At 69.6% G+C, this 17,227-nt stretch carries 14 protein-coding genes and 2 tRNA genes; 7 read left to right on the top strand and 9 right to left on the bottom strand.

All coding sequences use genetic code 11. The features are described from left to right. Positions 1–171 precede the first annotated feature (171 nt). The 6 genes from AC3ZJJ_RS07970 (at position 172) to AC3ZJJ_RS07945 (ending at position 6,817) form a co-directional block, all read left to right on the top strand. Positions 172–984: an NUDIX hydrolase gene (locus tag AC3ZJJ_RS07970; protein WP_489895228.1), complete on the top strand. Its 813-nt coding sequence runs from the start codon at positions 172–174 to the stop codon at positions 982–984. Further along, complete coding sequence (gene nadA, locus AC3ZJJ_RS07965) at positions 981–2,252, top strand: quinolinate synthase NadA (protein ID WP_489895226.1); 1,272 nt, start codon at positions 981–983, stop codon at positions 2,250–2,252. Before AC3ZJJ_RS07970 ends, nadA begins: the two co-directional genes overlap by 4 nt. Beyond that, entirely contained in the window at positions 2,249–3,838 is a 1,590-nt protein-coding gene (locus AC3ZJJ_RS07960) for an L-aspartate oxidase (RefSeq protein WP_489895224.1), read from the top strand. Before nadA ends, AC3ZJJ_RS07960 begins: the two co-directional genes overlap by 4 nt. A gap of 3 nt (positions 3,839–3,841) precedes the next feature. Then, entirely contained in the window at positions 3,842–4,735 is an 894-nt protein-coding gene (nadC, locus tag AC3ZJJ_RS07955; RefSeq protein ID WP_489895222.1) for a carboxylating nicotinate-nucleotide diphosphorylase, read from the top strand. Beyond that, entirely contained in the window at positions 4,732–5,892 is a 1,161-nt protein-coding gene (locus AC3ZJJ_RS07950) for a cysteine desulfurase family protein (RefSeq protein WP_489895220.1), read from the top strand. Before nadC ends, AC3ZJJ_RS07950 begins: the two co-directional genes overlap by 4 nt. A 118-nt stretch (positions 5,893–6,010) precedes the next feature. Then, complete coding sequence (locus AC3ZJJ_RS07945; protein ID WP_489895218.1) at positions 6,011–6,817, top strand: transglutaminase-like domain-containing protein; 807 nt, start codon at positions 6,011–6,013, stop codon at positions 6,815–6,817. A 12-nt stretch (positions 6,818–6,829) separates the two neighbouring features. On the opposite strand, the gene abc-f is transcribed toward AC3ZJJ_RS07945, so the two are convergent. The 9 genes from abc-f to AC3ZJJ_RS07900 form a co-directional block, all read right to left on the bottom strand. Then, on the bottom strand, positions 6,830–8,479 hold the full coding sequence (gene abc-f, locus AC3ZJJ_RS07940) for a ribosomal protection-like ABC-F family protein (protein ID WP_489895208.1): 1,650 nt from the start codon (positions 8,477–8,479) through the stop codon (positions 6,830–6,832). Positions 8,480–8,488: 9 nt separating this feature from the next. Continuing rightward, on the bottom strand, positions 8,489–8,938 hold the full coding sequence (locus tag AC3ZJJ_RS07935) for a MarR family winged helix-turn-helix transcriptional regulator (RefSeq protein WP_489895206.1): 450 nt from the start codon (positions 8,936–8,938) through the stop codon (positions 8,489–8,491). Next, a complete protein-coding gene (locus tag AC3ZJJ_RS07930) occupies positions 8,931–10,049 on the bottom strand; it encodes an LLM class flavin-dependent oxidoreductase (RefSeq protein WP_489895747.1) in 1,119 nt (372 codons plus the stop codon). Before AC3ZJJ_RS07930 ends, AC3ZJJ_RS07935 begins: the two co-directional genes overlap by 8 nt. Before the next feature lie 191 nt (positions 10,050–10,240). Next, entirely contained in the window at positions 10,241–11,722 is a 1,482-nt protein-coding gene (locus AC3ZJJ_RS07925) for a malate:quinone oxidoreductase (protein ID WP_489895204.1), read from the bottom strand. 90 nt (positions 11,723–11,812) lie between these two features. Beyond that, the gene (locus AC3ZJJ_RS07920; RefSeq protein ID WP_489895202.1) at positions 11,813–13,564 is read right to left on the bottom strand and encodes an ABC transporter substrate-binding protein; all 1,752 of its coding nucleotides are present in this window, start codon (positions 13,562–13,564) and stop codon (positions 11,813–11,815) included. 167 nt (positions 13,565–13,731) lie between these two features. Further along, positions 13,732–13,813 (bottom strand) — tRNA-Leu (locus AC3ZJJ_RS07915). Between the two features lie 125 nt (positions 13,814–13,938). Continuing rightward, positions 13,939–14,424, bottom strand: a complete 486-nt coding sequence (gene bcp, locus AC3ZJJ_RS07910) for a thioredoxin-dependent thiol peroxidase (RefSeq protein WP_489895200.1) — start codon at positions 14,422–14,424, stop codon at positions 13,939–13,941. 81 nt (positions 14,425–14,505) lie between these two features. Continuing rightward, a tRNA-Lys gene (locus tag AC3ZJJ_RS07905) sits at positions 14,506–14,581 on the bottom strand. A 154-nt stretch (positions 14,582–14,735) separates the two neighbouring features. Then, complete coding sequence (locus tag AC3ZJJ_RS07900) at positions 14,736–15,221, bottom strand: hypothetical protein (protein ID WP_489895198.1); 486 nt, start codon at positions 15,219–15,221, stop codon at positions 14,736–14,738. Positions 15,222–15,323: 102 nt separating this feature from the next. Here AC3ZJJ_RS07900 and ilvD point away from each other — a divergent pair, with 102 nt between their 5' ends. Then, the gene (gene ilvD / locus AC3ZJJ_RS07895) at positions 15,324–17,027 is read left to right on the top strand and encodes a dihydroxy-acid dehydratase (RefSeq protein WP_489895196.1); all 1,704 of its coding nucleotides are present in this window, start codon (positions 15,324–15,326) and stop codon (positions 17,025–17,027) included. Positions 17,028–17,227: the final 200 nt, after the last annotated feature.

Below are 17,227 nucleotides of genomic sequence, written 5' to 3'. Positions count from 1 at the left end.
GGGCTACGGTACGTCGAATCCGGTCGCCTGCTCAACGGGTGCCCCGGAGTTCCGCCGGCGGCGGCGCACCGTGGGCTCGGCGAATCGTTTGTTGTGGGGACCGCATCGGCGTATCCTGAGTTAGAGTCATAGTGACAATAACTGAGCAACTTCGGACCGAGGGGTGGGCACGTGGAATTCGCCAACGTCTCCGAGCGTCGGGACCTGACGCCGGAACTCGCCGTTTCCACCGTGATCTTCTCCCTGCGCCAGGACGAGGCCACCGGCAGGAAGTCGCTCTGGCTCCCGTTGGTCCGCAGGACGCGCGAGCCTTACAGGGGGCGGTGGGCCCTGCCGGGCGGACCCCTGGGGGCCCGGCAGACCCTGCGGGACGCCGCCGCGCAGAACCTGCTGACCACCACAGGCCTGGTGCCGCGCTACCTGGAGCAGCTCTACGCGTTCGGCGGGCTCGATCGTTCACCGACGCGGCGAGTCGTCTCGATTGTCTATTGGGCGCTGGTGCGGGAGAGCGACTCGCCGGACTCCGGCCCGGGCACGGGCGACGCCACCTCCGTGCTGCGCGAGGACCCGAACGTTGCGTGGTTCCCCGCGGGGGGAGCCGAGGAACAGGAGGCGCTGGCCTTCGACCACACGGAGATCGTGCGCTACGCCCTGTGGCGGCTGCGGAACAAGGTCGCCTACGGGTCCATAGCCCACCGCCTGCTGGGGGACCGGTTCACGCTGGCCCAGGTCAGGGAGGTCTACGAGGCCGTCCTGGGCCGCGAGATCGATCCGGCCAACTTCCGCCGGCACCTCCGAGGCGCCACGGACATTGAGCCCACGGACGACTACCTCCACGGCGGCAAGCACCGGCCGCCGCGTCTCTACCGCTACACAGGGCCGGCCGCCGCGGCGGGCCCGGACGGCCCCGCCGCGCAACCCGGCGCGTCGGGCACCATCGAAATCCCCATCGGCACCCTCGGCAGAACCAGGAACCAAGCATGAGCAGCGTGAACACCACCATCCAGCGTCTGACCCTGGGCAAGGCCCCCGACGCCACCTGCACCACGGACCTCGCGAAGGCGCCGTGGAACTTCGACGCCGGCGCGCCGACTTACGGCCCCGGCTCGTCGATGTACGACCCGGCACCGCCGGCCACGCCGCGGCAGGGGGAGCTGCCCCAGGGGTACCGGACGGCCACGGACGAGGAACTCGACACGCGCATCCTCGCCGCAAAGCGCGAGCTGGGGGACCGGCTTGTGGTGCTCGGCCACTTCTACCAGCGCGACGAGGTGGTTCGCTACGCGGACTTCGTCGGCGATTCGTTCCAGCTCGCGAACGCGGCGCAGTCCCGCGGCGAGGCGGAGTACATCGTGTTCTGCGGAGTCCACTTTATGGCGGAGACGGCGGCCATCCTCTCGCGCGACGACCAGGCGGTCGTCCTGCCGAACCTGGCCGCCGGATGCTCCATGGCGGACATGGCCGACGAGTCCTCCGTCGAGGAATGCTGGGAACAGCTGATGGAGTTGTACGCGGACGAGTCGGACGCCGACGGCAGGGCACCGGTCCTACCCGTGACCTACATGAACTGCTCGGCTGCGCTGAAGGCCTTCGTCGGCCGGAACGGCGGAATCGTCTGCACCTCCTCCAACGCCGCGACGGTGCTGGAGTGGGCCTTCGAGCGCGGGCGCCGCGTGCTGTTCTTCCCGGACCAGCACCTGGGACGGAACACCGCCAAGGCCATGGGGATCCCGCTGGAGCGCATGCCGCTGTGGAGACCTCGCAAGGCGCTGGGCGGAAACAGCGCGGTGGAATTGATGGACGCGCGGGTGATCCTGTGGAACGGCTTCTGCTCCGTCCACAAGCGCTTCAGCGTTGCGCAGATCGATAAGGCCCGCGCCGATTTCCCGGGCGTGCGCGTCATCGTGCACCCTGAGTGCCCGATGGAGGTGGTCGACGCCGCCGACGCGGCCGGGTCCACCGACTTCATCCAGAAGGCCGTTGCCGCCGCCCCTGCGGGATCCACGTTCGCGATCGGCACGGAAATCAACATGGTCAACCGATTGGCGGCCCAATACCCGCAACACACCATCTTCTGCCTCGATCCGGTGATCTGCCCCTGCTCAACCATGTACCGCATCCATCCCGGCTACCTGGCCTGGGTGTTGGAGGAGCTCGTCGCCGGGAGAATCGTCAACCGCATCAGCGTGGCCGGCCCGGTGGCCTCCCACGCCAAGGTGGCGCTGGACCGCATGCTGGCCGCCCGCCCGTGACCGCGCGCCGCACGCTGATCGTGGTGGGATCCGGCATCGCCGGGCTCTACGCGTGTGTTGTGGCCGCCGAGCGCGGCCATGCGGTCCGCCTGCTGACCAAGGACCGGCTCCAGGACTCGAACACCTGGTACGCACAGGGAGGCCTGTCCGCCGTCGGACCTCAGGGTGTGGCCGCCGGCGACTCGGTCATGGCGCACGTGACGGACACCCTCGTTGCCGGCGCCCACCTCAACGATGTGCGGGCCGTGCGCATGGTGTGCCAAGGAGCGTGGGGACACGTGGAGCGCCTGGCCGGGCTGGGGGTCGCCTTCGACGGGGAGACTGGGACGGACGGCGCGACGCGCCACCATCTGGGCCTCGAGGCGGCGCACTCCCGGCCGCGGATCCTGCACGCGGCCGGAGACGCCACGGGGCGCGGCATCGTCAGGAGCCTCATCGCGGCCTGCCGACGCCTGGAGGCCGCCGGTCGGTTGGCCATCGACGAGAACGTCTTCGTCGACGCGCTCGAGCGCGACGCCGGGCGGGTCACCGGCGTGCGAACCACGGTACCCTCCGCCGGGGAGGCCGTCCGGACCACGCACCGTGCGGACGCGGTGCTCCTCGCCACCGGGGGGATCGGGGGGCTATACCCCCGAACCACGAACCCGGCGGGGGCGACGGGCGACGGCGCGGCGTTGGCCTGGGAGGCCGGCGCGGCAATCGCCGACGCCGAATTCGTCCAGTTCCATCCGACCCTCGTGCCCGACGGCCCCTTTATGGTTTCCGAAGCCGTCCGCGGCGAGGGCGCGGTCCTCCTCGACGGCACGGGACACCGTTTTATGCCCGGCATCCACGCGGACGCCGAGCTGGCGCCACGCGACGTGGTCGCCCGGGCCATCCACCGCGTCCGTGCCGACACCGGCGCCGTCTTCCTCGACGCCACGGGAGTGGAGTCCGCCCGCGGGGCCGGGTTCCTCGCAGGGCGGTTTCCCGGGATCACCGCCCGGCTGCGCGAACTCGGGCACGACCTTGCCTCGGCGCCGGTACCCGTCGCGGAGGCGCAGCACTACTGGATGGGCGGGATCCTCACGGACTCGGGGGGCCGCAGCACAGTTCCGGGGCTGCTGGCCGCGGGGGAGGCGGCGTGCACCGGTACGCACGGCGCCAACCGGCTCGCCTCCAACTCGCTGCTCGAGGCGTTGGTTTACGCCTGGGCCTGCGTCGCGGGACTGGAGCACGCGGGCGCCGCAGAGGCCGAAGTTCCGGCTGTAATCGACGTGGTCGGCGTAGCTTCCGACGCCGCGCCCCATCGCGAGCCCGGCAACCAGCCCGTGGACACGCCCTCCCTGCACGCGCTCACCGGGCGTGCGCTCGCAGTGGAGAGGGAGGGAGGCACCCTGCGCGTGGCCACCAAACAGTTGGCCGCATGGACGGCCGGCGGGACAACGCGACCCCGGCGCGAACTGGCCAACCTGCTCACCATCGGCCGCATAGTCGCGGCCGCCGCCCTGGCCCGCGAGAACTCGCTGGGCGCGCACTACCGCACGGACTTTCCGCACCCGCCGGCCTCTCCGGCCAGAACCGCACTCGTCAAGACAGGACACTAGGACATGACCCCGCCCGCCACCTGGCCCGTCCCGGCGCGCATCCTCGGCCCGATCGTCGACGCGGCGCTCGCCGAAGACGCCCCGTCCGGCGACCTGACCGGCTCCGTGCTCATCCCCGCCAATGCCACAGCGCGGGCGGACGTGGTGGCACGCGAACCCGGCACGTGCGCCGGCCTGGAGGCCTTCCGCAGCGCAATGCTGGCGTCCGATCCCACCCTCGAGGTGCGGTTCGTCGCGGTGGACGGGGCGCGGTTCGAGGCCGGGGACACCCTGGCGACGGTCACGGGCAACGCCCGTGCCGTGCTGGCGGGGGAGCGCGTGGGCCTGAACCTGCTCCAGCGCCTCAGCGGGATCGCCACGGCGACCGCCGCCTTCGTCCACGCGGCCGCCGGACACCGCGCGCGAATCGCCGACACGCGCAAGACGACGCCCGGGCTGCGGGTGCTCGAACGGTACGCCGTCCGGTGCGGCGGGGGCTTCAACCACCGCGACAACCTGTCCGAGGCCGTGATGGCCAAAGACAACCACCTGGCCCTGCTCGGGACGGGCGACACCCTGACCGCGGCGCTCCGCCAGGCCCGGGGACGCCTTGGGCACACCGTCCACTTCGAGGTGGAGATCGACTCCCTGGACCAGCTGGAGTCGGTGGTTGCGGCCGGAATCGACACGGTCATGCTGGACAACTTCACCCTCGCCGACCTCGCCGAGGGCGTGCGGCGCGTGGACGGACGATGCCTGGTGGAGGCGTCCGGCAACGTGCGGCTGGACACCGTGGGGGACATTGCCGCCACGGGCGTTGACGTGATTTCCTCCGGAGCGCTGACCCACAGCGTCCGGGCGCTGGACTTGGGCTTGGACTTCCGCCTGGAGGGCACGCCACGGGGGAGCCTCGCGTGATCTACCTTGACGCGGCGGCGACGACGCAGACACTGCCAGAGGTCCTGGACACCGTCTGGCCGCTGATGACAACGGAGTTCGGCAATCCCTCCAGCCGCCACACCGTGGGGGAGACGGCGGCGCGGGCCCTGGACTACGCGCGCGCCACGGCCGCCTCCGTCCTCGGCGTCCGCGAGGGGGACATCGTCTTCACCTCCGGAGGGACGGAGTCCAACAACCTTGCCCTCAAGGGACTGGCGCTCGGCCGGCCGCGGGGCCGGCACCTGGTGGTCTCCGCCGTCGAACATTCCTCCGTCCGCGAGGCCGCCGGGTATCTCGAGCGGCACCACGGGTTCGCCGTGGATGTGTTGCCCGTCGACCGGTTCGGGCGCATCGACGTCGACGAACTCGCCGGCACGGTGCGCGCGGACACGACCCTCGTGTCGATCATGGCCGTGAACAACGAGGTGGGCACCATCCAGCCCGTCGCCGAAGCGGCCGGCGTCGCGCACGGCGCGGGTGCGCTGTTCCACACCGACGCGGTGCAGGCCGCCGGCTGGCTCGACCTGGGGCCGCTGGCCGCCGCGTCGGACGCGCTCAGCGTCTCCGGACACAAGCTGGGCGGCCTCAAGGGCGCCGGCCTGTTGATGGTGCGGGGCCGCCACGAGCTCGAGCCGGTGGCCCACGGCGGGGGGCAGGAGCGCGGCCGCCGCAGCGGAACCGAAAACGTGGCCGGCGCGGTCGCCACCGCCACCGCGCTGCGGATCGCGGCGCGGGCCGTCGAACGGGGAGGCCCCGAGGAGGGGTACGGCGGGTACCTCGTCCGGTCCGTCGTGGACGGGCTCGCCGGGGACGGCGCGGTCCAGCCGACCCCGACCGGCGACCCGGCACGCCGTGTGCCGGGCATCGTCTCCTTCTGCTTCCCGGGGACCTCGGGCGAGGCCGTCCTGCTCGAGCTGGAGCGGCGCGGCGTCGTCTGTTCCTCCGGCTCCGCCTGCCACGCCGGCTCGACGGACCCGTCGCACGTCCTGTTGGCGATGGGCTACGACGCCGATACGGCACTGACCGCCGTGCGGCTCAGTTTCACCCGCAGGGTGAAGGAGGCAGAGATCACCACGGCGGCGCGCAGCCTGGTCGCGGCGGTGCGGGCGGTGGCTGGCAGCGCGTCGCGCCCCTAGCTTTGCGTGGCCGACGTCCGCAGGCACTACGCTGGACGCGTATCCGCCGAAAGTGCCCACGACGGTCCCCGCCGGCGCACTTCGGACCCAGGCCGACCCAGCAACGGAGCCACACCCTATGAAGCGCACTGTCTCCTCGCGGATCGTTTCGCGAACGAGCGCCGGAACACGCCTGGTATTCGCCGTGGCCGCCGTGCGGGATCCCGGCTACGACTCCTTCTCGGAGGAGCTTTCCGTGCAGGTCGACGGCAGATTGGTCGAGGCGCGCGAGGTGGCGGACCACCATGGGGGGCGCTTCCACGTTGTCGAGACGCCGGAAGCGGCCAAGGTCGTCGTGGAGTACCGCGCGGAGGTCGCGGGACTGGCGCGCCCGGCGCCCGCGGAGCCCGCGGACCTCATCCGCTACGTGAGGCCCTCCCGCTACTGCGAGTCCGACAAGCTGCTGCCGACGTCGTATGCGGAGTTTGGTTCCCTCGGCGGCGAGGAGCTGGTGCTGGCCGCCCGCCAATGGGTGGCGGGCAAACTGGACTACGTGCTGGGTTCGTCGCGCGGGACGGACGGCTCGGTGGACACGTTGTTGGCCCGCCGCGGGGTGTGCCGCGACTTCGCACACCTCGTTGTGTCGCTGCTGCGCGCCAAGGACGTGCCGACGCGGCTGGTGGCGGCGTATGCGCCGCATCTGAACCCGATGGACTTCCACGCCGTGGTCGAGGCCCACGTCGGAGGCCGCTGGGTCGTGGTCGACGCCACCGGCCTGGCGCCGCGGCAGGGGCTCCTCCGCATCTCCACGGGGGCGGATTCCTCGGACACCGCCTTCCTGTCCACCGTCGGCGGCTCGCTGACCCTCGACGAACTCAAGATCACCGCCGGCAGCGACGGGCCGCTCGTTGACCCGGGCGGGGAGACGCTCGTCGAACTGCGCTAGCGGATGCCGCGGCTAGGGACGCGGCTGGAGCTCGGCCACGCGGCCGGAGTCGACGCCCCACCTCTGGTCCAGTCGCACGTTCTCCAGGAGCCGCCGGTCGTGCGAGACCAGGAGTAGCGCGCCCTCGTAGCTCTCCAACGCCTCCTCCAGCTGTTCGATGGCGGGCAGGTCCAGGTGGTTGGTCGGCTCGTCCAGGACCAGCAGGTTCACCCCGCGAGCCTGGAGCAGGGCCATGGCGGCCCTGGTCCGTTCTCCAGGGGAGAGCCGTGCCACCGTGCTGGACACCTGGTCCGCCTTGAGGCCGAACTTGGCCAGGAGAGTCCGCGACTCGGCCGGGGCCACGTCGGGCAGCGCCGCCGCGAACGCGTCGCCCAGGGGCAGCCCGTCGTCGAGTCCGGTGCGTGCCTGGTCGATCTCCCCGATGGCCACGCTGGCGCCGAGGCTCGCCGTGCCCGTGTCCGGGGCCTCACGCCCCAGCAGGAGACGCAGCAGCGTTGTCTTGCCTGCACCGTTGGGTCCCGTAATGCCGATCCGTTCCCCCGCATTGACTTGGACCGACGCGGGACCGAACGCGAAACCGCCGCGCCGCAGCGCCGCCGCGTTGAGCGTCGCCACGACCGAGCTGGAGCGCGGCGCGGCCCCGATGCTGAATTGGAGCGCCCACTCCTTGCGGGGCTCCTCGACCTCCTCCAGCCGCGCGATGCGGGACTCCATCTGTCGCACCTTCTGGGCCTGCTTCTCCGAGGATTCGGTGCTGGCCTTGCGGCGGATCTTGTCGTTGTCGGGGCTCCTTTTCAGGGCGTTGCGGACGCCCTGGCTGCTCCACTCGCGCTGCGTGCGCGCGCGCGAGACCAGGTCGGACTTCTTGTCCGCAAACTCCTCGTACGCCTCGCGGGCATGCCGCCTGGCCACGGCGCGTTCGGCGAGGTACGCCTCGTAGCCGCCGTCGTAGAGCGCGACCTTGTTCTGGGCGAGGTCCAGCTCCACGATCTTGGTGACGCACCGCGCCAGAAACTCCCGGTCGTGGGACACCAGCACGACGCCGGAGCGCAGTCCGCGCACGAAGCCTTCCAGGCGTTCGAGCCCGGCCAGGTCCAGATCGTTGGTGGGTTCGTCGAGGAGGACCAGGTCGAAGCGGCTCAGCAGCAGCGCGGCCAAGGCCACCCGGGCGGCCTGGCCCCCGGAGAGCGCGGTCATGTGCGTTTCCGCGGCCAGGTCCAGCCCCAGCTCGGCGAGGACGGGGGGGATGCGCTCGTCAAGGTCGGCCGCGCCGCACGCCATCCAGTGGTCGAAGGCCCTCGAGTACGCGTCGTCGACTCCGGGATCTCCGGACGCCAGCGCCTCAGCGGCGGACTCCATGGCCCGGGTTGCCTCGGTGCCGCCGGTTCGCCGTCCCAGATAGGCGGCGATGGTTTCGCCGGGCAGCCTCTCGTGTTCCTGCGGCAGCCAGCCGACGAAGGCGTCGGAGGGGGCCGTGGAGACGGTGCCCGCCTGTGGCCGGTCGGCGCCGGCCAGCAGGCGCAGGAGCGTCGACTTGCCCGCACCGTTGGCACCGACGACTCCGACCACGTCCCCGGGCGCGACGGTGAGGTTGAGGCCGGAAAAGAGGGTGCGGTGGGCGTGGCCTCCGGAGAGGTCCTTGGCCACGAGGGTAGCGCTCATCCCTCCATCTTAGGAGGCCGCGATCGCCGCACCCAGCCGGCGGGTCAGGGTGGCCAGCTGGGCCAGCTCCTCCCCGTCGAGCGCGGGCGCGAGCAGTTCGTGGATGTGGCGGACATGCTCGCGGCCGATCGCGCGCTGACGGTCGGCGCCGGCCGCCGTCAGCTTCAGGAGCACGGCGCGCTGGTCCCGCGGGTCCGGGCCGCGCTCCACGAGGCCCTTGGCCTCGAGGCGCTCCACCATGCGGCTCAGGCTGGGCTGGCTCATCACCAGGTGCTCGTTGAGGTCGCCGAGCCGCTGCCCGCCCTCCGGGCAGCGGGACAGGTTGAACAGCACGTCGTATTCCCGCATGTTCAGGTCCTTGAAGACGGGGTGCTTCTGCAGGCGCCGCATGATCGTAACCTGGCAGCGGAACAGGGACTCCCAGGCCTCGGAGGTTTCCCGGAGGGACGGCTCAGGCACGGCCTGCCTCCACTTTCTCTGCGGCGGGCTGCGCTGCGGCCTGCTTGGCGGCGACCCTATTGGCGTGGGTGGGGGACGCCGGGTGGTCGGCGGGCTTGCGCTTGGCGTACTCGGCGCGCAGCTCGGGAAGCACGGTCTCTCCGAACAGGTCCAGCTGGTTGAGCACGGTCTTCAGTGGCAGCCCCGCGTGGTCGATGAGGAAGAGCTGGCGGTGGTAGTCCCCGAAGTACTCCTGGAACGAGAGTGTCTTCTCCAGCACCTCCTGGGGGGATCCGACGGTCAGCGGGGTCTGGGACGTGAAGTCCTCGAGCGATGGCCCGTGGCCGTAGACGGGGGCGTTGTCGAAGTACGGGCGGAACTCCTTGACGGCGTCCTGCGAGTTCCGTGCCATGTAGAACTGGCCGCCCAGGCCCACGACCGCCTGGTCCGCCCGGCCGTGGCCGTAGTGCTCGTAGCGCTCGCGGTAGAGGCCGATCAACTGCTGGTAGTGCTCCTTGGGCCAGAAGATGTTGTTGGCGAAGAACCCGTCGCCGAAGTACGCCGCGATCTCGGCGACCTGGGGGGTGCGGATCGATCCGTGCCAGACGAATGGCGCGACCCCGTCGAGGGGGCGCGGGGTCGAGGTGAAGTTCTGCAGCGGGGTCCTGTGCTTGCCGGACCAGGTCACCGAGTCCTCGTCCCAGAGGCGCCGCAACAGGTTGTAGTTCTCGATGGTCAACTCCACCGAGTCCTGGATGTTCTTGCCGAACCAGGGGTAGACCGGCGCGGTGTTCCCGCGGCCGAGGACCAGGTCCACGCGGCCGTCGGAGACGTGCTGGAGCATCGCGAAGTCCTCGGCGATTTTCACCGGGTCGTTCGTGGTGATCAGGGTCGTGGCCGTGGAGAGGATGATCCGCTCCGTCTGCGCGGCGATGTTCGCGAGCAGGGTCGTAGGCGAGGAGGAGAAGAACGGCTCGTTGTGGTGCTCGCCAATGGCGTAGACGTCCATCCCGATCTCTTCGACCTTTTTGGCGATCGCCACGGCGGCCTTGATGCGCTCGTTCTCGGTGGGGATCCGTCCGGTGGTCGGGTCCGCCGTGATGTCGCTGACGCTGAAGACGCCGATCTGCATGGGGTGCTCCTCTGTGTGGTTGCCGGTTTCCATTATGCCAGACTTTAGATGCATATGCATATAAAAGGTCTGTCGGGGCCGGATCATTCCCCGCGGCCGGCGTGACGTTGCTTACGCGCCCGGGCACGCAAAAGGCGGCCCCGCCGGGGCCGCCTTTCGTCGGCGCGTGCCTTCGCGTCCCGCGGGTGGCGCTAGGCCAGCTCCAGCGCCCCGTTCGTGGCGGCGGTGACCTCGGCTAGCAGGGCCGGGTTGTCGTTGAGCTTGCGCCCGTAGCTGGGGATAATGTCGGTGAGCTTCGGCTCCCAGGAGGCGAACTGCTGCGGGAAGCAGCGACGCAGGACCTCGATCATGATCGGGGCGGCGGTCGAGGCGCCCGGAGAGGCGCCGAGCAGGCCGGAGATGCTGCCGTCGGCGCTGGTGATGACCTCGGTGCCGAACTGGAGAACCCCTCCCCGCTTGGCGTCCTTCTTGATCACCTGAACGCGCTGGCCGGCGCTGATGAGCTCCCACTCGGAGCCGTCGGCGGTCGGGAAGTATTCCGTCAGCGCTTCGTCCTTCTTGGAGCGGGACTTGGCGACCTCCTTGACAAGGTACTTCGTCAGGTCAAGATTGTCCTTGCCCACCGCGAGCATCGGAAGGATGTTGTGGAGGCGGACGGACAGCGGCAGGTCCAACAGCGACCCCGTCTTCAGGAAGTTCGTGGAGAATCCGGCGTAGGGGCCGAACATCAGGGAACGCTTGCCGTCGACGAAGCGGGTGTCGAGGTGCGGGACGGACATGGGAGGGGCGCCGACCGAGGCCTGGCCATAGACCTTGGCATGGTGCCGCGAGATCGTGGCGTCGTTCGTGTTGCGGAGGAACTGGCCGGAGACGGGGAACCCGCCGAAGCCCTTGATCTCAGGGATGCCCGCGTCCTGCAGGAGCCGGAGCGCGCCTCCGCCGGCACCGACGAAGACGAACTTCGCGGCGACGTCGCGGGACTGGCCGGTCGCGTTGTTCTTGACCGTCAGCTTCCAACCGGCGCCCGCGCGCTCCAGCTTTGTGACGCGGTGCCCGAAGTTCAGGTCGGCCCCGACCACGCCAAGGTGGCTGGTCAGCTGGCGGGTCAACGAGCCGAAGTCGACGTCGGTTCCGCCCGCGACGCGGGACGCCGCGACGCGGATCGCGGGATCGCGGCCCTCCGCGACGAGCGGCGCCCACTGCCCGATGGTGTCCAAGTCTTCCGTGTGTTCGATGGTCTCGAACAGCGGCTGCGGGCGCAGGGCCTCATAGCGTGTCTTGAGGTAGTCGGCGTGTGCGTCGCCAATGACGAAGCTCATGTGCGGGAGGGCGTTGATGAACGACTTCGGCGAACCGATGAAGCCCTTGCGGACCATGTGCGCGTAGAACTGCCGGGAAACCTGCCACTGCTCGTTGATTCCGATCGCCTTGGCCGGGTCCACGCTTCCGTCGGCGGCCGCGGGCGTGTAGTTCAGCTCGCACAGGGCCGAGTGGCCAGTGCCGGCGTTGTTCCAGGGCCCGGAGGACTCGAGTCCGGCCTGGTCAAGGTTCTCGAAGAGGCCGATGCTCCAGTTGGGCTCGAGCTCCTTGATGAACGTGCCAAGCGTCGCGCTCATGATGCCACCGCCGATCAGGGCGACATCGAGGTTCTGCGAGGGGGTTGTGGCGGGCACGTTGTTTCTCCATCCGACGGGTCTGGTGGCTTAGGGCAAGGTTAGCGCTCCGTCGTCACGGGGAAGAAATCATAACGGGCCGGGTGCGGACTACGTGGCGAGGGTCACCCGGTTGAACGCCTCGTCGAGGACCGGGCTCGACGGGTAGCTCGTCACGCGGTCGCTCACGGCCACCGCCGAGATCGGGTACGCGATCGGCAGCGCCGGCAGGTCGGTGGCGAGGAGCTCGCCGATCTGTTGGTAGGCGGCGGCCCTGTCGTCGCCGTTGGGCATGGAACGCGCCGTGACAACCATCGATCGTAGCCGGGGTGAGTCGTAGCCGAACTCGGCGGTCTCCGACCCGAACATGGATCCGATGAAGTGGTCCGGATCCCGGTAGCTGCCGTTCCAGCCCAGGAGGTGGAACCCCGGCCGCTTCCCGGAAACGACGGTGTCCACGTAGCCGTCGGACCAGTCGATCGGGACGGGCTCGATGTTGAAGCCGACCGCGGTGAGCTGGCTGCTCAACTCCGCGTAGATGCGTTCCGGCAGCGGCAGGTAGGCGCGGGTGACGTTCAGCGGGTAGACGAAGGGGATGGGCTCGCCGTCGTATCCCGACGCCGCCAGGACCTCGCGCGCCCTGCCTTGGTCGAATCCAAAGTATGTCTCGGCATCGGGCACGCCGAGGCTCGGCGGCACAAACCCGCGCGCCTCCTTGGTGCCCGCGATAAAGAACTGCTCGATCAGTCGCTGGCGGTTGACCGCGCGCGCGGCTGCCTGCCGGACGTCGTCGGAGGCAAGGTGTCCGTTCTTGCGGTTCATGCCCAGGTACAGGACCGAAAAGGGATCGCGCTGCAGTATCTGCTGGCCGGCGCGCACCAGGTCGCGAAGTTCGTCCAGGGTCACCATGTCGTAGCCGTCGATCTCGCGGCGCCGCAGCGCGCGCAGCCGCGAGGGCGGATCGCGCAGGACGTCGAAGGTGACCGAATCGATCTGTCCCCGCTCCTGCCAGTGCCCCGAATGGGCCTCCAGGGTCACCGAGTCCCCCTCGCGGGACGCGAAGGTGAACGGGCCGGTGCCTACGGGATTGCGCCCGAATTCGGAAGCTGTCCTGCCCGATTTGTCTGCGACCGGGTCGTCCGCCGAAAGCTCCTTCAGGGCCGTTGGCGAGGCCATGCCGAATCCGGGCATCGTCAACGCATCGATCAGCCCCGTCAGCGGCTTGCGCAACCTGAGCACGAAGGTGTGGGAGCCCTCGGCCCGGCAACCGCCGTAGTAGGTGGCCGCCGTTCGGGCCTTGCCGGCGTTTTCCTGGTCCAGGGCGTCGGCAACAGGCAGGTCGTTGTGGTGGAACACCGACTCGAAGGCCTGCCCGGCGGATCCGCCGATCTTCTTGCGCAGCGCCGTCCAGCGACGGAAGTTGGCAACGACCGCGTCGGCGTCGAACGCGGTGCCGTCATGGAAAAGGACGCCCTCGCGCAGCGTGAACGTATAAGTCAGCCCGTCGTCGGAGACCTGCCACGCGGTGGCCAGCGACGGGGTAGGGGCGCCCGTGTTGGGATCAACGCCCACAAGACCCTCGAAGATCTGTCGGCTAATGCGAAGGGACTCGGTGTCGGAAGCCAGGGCGGGATCCAGCGTTTCCGCTGCCGCGGCCGCCCCGAAATGGAAAACGCGAGGCGCCGTCGCCGTACCGCCTGTTGTGCTCCCGCTGGAGCCCGGCAGCGGACCGCCGGCTCCCGTGCAGCCCGTGAGCGAGGCAAGTGCCACCGCACCGAGGCCCAGCACCGCGCGGCGGGACGGCTGCCTGCTCCGGACGTTGGTGTCCAGGGGTGCGCCTTCGGTGTGGGGGCTGCGCTGCACGCCGTGTTGCTCCTTGCCGCCGGAGGGCCTTGATGGGTTTGGCTGGACGAACTCGAGCCGGGAACCATTGTGGGGCGCCCAAAAACCAGTCTATGGGGAGAACGCGCGGGCCCCCGGAAAGTTCCGGGGGCCCGCGCGGATCCGAGTCGGGGATCGCGACCCTCTTGTGCGAGCGGGGGGACTTGAACCCCCACGTCCGAAGACACTGGAACCTAAATCCAGCGCGTCTGCCAATTCCGCCACGCTCGCCGGTTTGCCGGGGAGTTCTCCCCGGCGCCCTCCCGCGCCGACCGCCGCGGCCCGGGGCCGCGGCCCCTAGCGGGAGCCTGAACCAGTGTAGCGGAACCGCACCCGTGGGCCGCGGCCGATCGGCGTCAGGCCGCGTCGAGCCCCAGGTCCCGGCGGAGCTTGGCGACGTGCCCCGTGGCCCTCACGTTGTATTGGGCCAGCAGGACGGCGCCGGACTCGTCGACGACCACGGTGGAGCGGATGAGGCCCTCGTAGGTGCGGCCGTAGTTCTTCTTTTCGCCCCATGCGCCGTAGGCCTCGGCAACCGCGTGGTCCTCGTCGCTGAGCAGGGGGAAGGTCAGGGCCTCGTCGTCGACGAACTTCCTGAGCTTGGGGACCGGGTCCGGCGACACGCCGACTACCTTGAACCCCGAGCCGGCCAGCGCCGCGAGGCTGTCGCGGAAGTCGCAGGCCTGCGTGGTGCAACCCGGGGTCGCGGCCGCGGGGTAGAAGTAGACGACGACCTTCGATCCGGCGAAGTCGGCCAGCGAGACGGTCTTGCCGTCGGCGTCGGCCAAGGCGAAACCTGGTGCCGTGTCTCCGGGGGACAACCGGTTGGCGGTGGTGGACATGACGCTCCTTGGGCTCTGAATGCGGATGCTTCGGTGGAACGAAAAAGGAGGCCGACCCAGCGGGTCGACCTCCTTTTTCCGTGGTGCACCCCCCGGGACTTGAACCCGGAACCCATTGATTAAGAGTCAATTGCTCTGCCAATTGAGCTAGAGGTGCATCATGCTCCGCAGCCCGTCCGTTTCCGGCCCGGCTGCTTCAGCAACGGGATGAAACATTACCAGCGTCTTGGCCCCGATGCAAAACGGAACGGCCCCCTGAGATGGACGTCACGTCCCCTTCCGCCGGGGGCGGGGGAGCGCGGGCCGGCCGGCTAGACCGGGTCGGAGTCCGTGGCGGCCTCGAAGCCGTCGATGATGGTCATGAACTCGTCCATAAACGCGGTGAAGTCCAGCGCGTCCGTGCTCTGGTCCAACCGCACGCGGCTTGCCTCGCCGGGGACGACGGCCGCGGGGACGTCGATGGTCGGGACGTCCGCCACGTCGAACCGGAAGACGCGACCCGTGCTGGTTCCCACCTCGTGGCCGCCGGCGCGGACCTCGGCCAAGTGGCTGAGGTTTGTCAGGTTGATGGCCACGGCCGGCTCGAGCGCGGCCAGCGTGGTCGGGTGGAGGGGCGCGACCACGATTTCCATCGGCTGGCGGCGGAAACCGACCACGAACTGCCCGCCTTCGCCCGCCCTGCCCGCGGCGTACACAAGGTTGTAGCTGCCGAAATTGGGGATCTGCTCGTCGAATGCATGGTGCAGGTGGGCCTTCAAGGCCGCGTCCTGACCGTTGGCGTTTGCGTGGGTCCCCATGTCTCCAGTCTAGGCGGGGAGGATAGTTCGCCCGCGCAATGAATGTTTCACGAGCGGGTCACGGGTTCGTTGTGGCCCGCGCCGAGTCCTAGAATCGGGAGCATGAGCCAGGACACCACCCCAGACATCAAGCCCCGTAGCCGCGCGGTCACGGACGGCATCCACGCCATGCCCGCGCGCGGCATGTTCCGCGCCGTCGGCATGGGCGACGACGACTTCGCCAAGCCGCAGATTGGCGTGGCGAGCTCGTGGAACGAGATCACGCCGTGCAACCTCTCGCTCAACCGCCTGGCGCAGGGGGCGAAGGAGGGGGTCCACTCCGGCGGAGGTTTCCCGATGCAGTTCGGGACCATCTCCGTCTCCGACGGCATCTCCATGGGCCACGAGGGCATGCACTTTTCGCTGGTTTCCCGCGAGGTGATCGCCGACTCGGTCGAGACCGTAATGATGGCCGAGCGCATCGACGGCTCCGTCCTGCTGGCCGGCTGCGACAAGTCGCTGCCCGGCATGTTGATGGCGGCGGCGCGCCTGGACCTTTCCTCGGTCTTCCTGTACGCGGGGACGATCATGCCCGGCTTCGCCCGGATGAGCGACGGCACTGAAAAGGAAGTCACCCTGATCGACGCCTTCGAGGCCGTCGGCGCCTGTGCCGCGGGAAAGATCAGCCAGGAGGACTTCGACGCCATCGAGCGCGCCATCTGTCCGGGCGAGGGCGCCTGCGGCGGCATGTACACGGCCAACACCATGGCCTGCATCGGCGAGGCCCTGGGTATGTCGCTTCCCGGCTCGGCGGCCCCGCCGTCGGCCGACCGGCGGCGCGACATGTACGCGCGCAAGTCTGGCGAGGCCGTTGTCAACCTGCTCCGCAAGGGGATCACCGCCCGCGACATCATGACGAAGAAGGCGTTCGAGAACGCCATCGCCGTCACCATGGCCTTCGGCGGCTCCACCAACGCCGTCCTGCATCTGCTGGCCATTGCGAGGGAAGCCGAGGTCGAGCTGACCCTCGAGGACTTCAACCGCATCGGCGACAAGATCCCGCACCTGGCCGACCTGAAGCCCTTCGGCCGCTACGTGATGTTCGACATCGACAAGATCGGCGGCGTCCCGGTCATCATGAAGGCTCTCCTCGATGCCGGACTCCTGCACGGCGACTGCCTGACGGTGACCGGCAAGACGGTCGCCGAGAACCTCGCCGAGATCGACCCGCCCGCCCTCGACGGCGAGGTGCTCCGCACGATGGACAACCCGATCCACAAGACGGGCGGCATCACGATCCTCCACGGCTCGATGGCTCCAGAGGGTGCGGTCGTCAAGAGCGCGGGCTTCGACGCCGACGTCTTCGAGGGGACCGCGCGCGTCTACGAGCGCGAACAGGGGGCACTGGACGCCCTCGACAACGGAGAGATCCATGCGGGCGACGTCGTGGTCATCCGCTACGAGGGCCCCAAGGGCGGCCCGGGAATGCGCGAGATGCTCGCGATCACCGGCGCCATCAAGGGCGCCGGCCTGGGCAAGGACGTGCTTCTGCTGACGGACGGGCGATTCTCCGGGGGCACCACGGGCCTGTGCATCGGCCACGTTGCGCCCGAGGCTGTCGACGGCGGGCCGATCGCCTTTGTCCGGGACGGCGACAGGATTCGTGTGGACATCGCGGCGCGGACCTTCGACCTGCTGGTCGAGCCGGCCGAACTCGAGGCGCGCAAGGCCGACTGGACCCCGTTGCCCGCAAAGTTCACGACGGGGGTTCTGGGCAAGTACGCCAAGCTGGTGCACTCCGCCAGCACGGGAGCGTACTGCGGCTAGCGTCCGCGCGTCCGATGGGTGGATGTCCACCCATCGGACGTCTTGTCCGCATTGTGAGACAAGCAGTGGGTTTGTTGACAGTCCACCCGGCGAGGGGAAGACTGGCAGCATGCTGATCCGCACCGACGTCCTACGAGTTACCAAGCGCGTGGCCTAGGCCCTCGTTGGTAGGACCGGTGACGCGCAAACCCCACTGAAGC

Source organism: Arthrobacter sp. AOP29-A2-19 (genome assembly GCF_058138025.1).
Note: the sequence above shows the minus strand (reverse complement) of the source record. Positions and strands in the feature narration are given on the sequence as shown.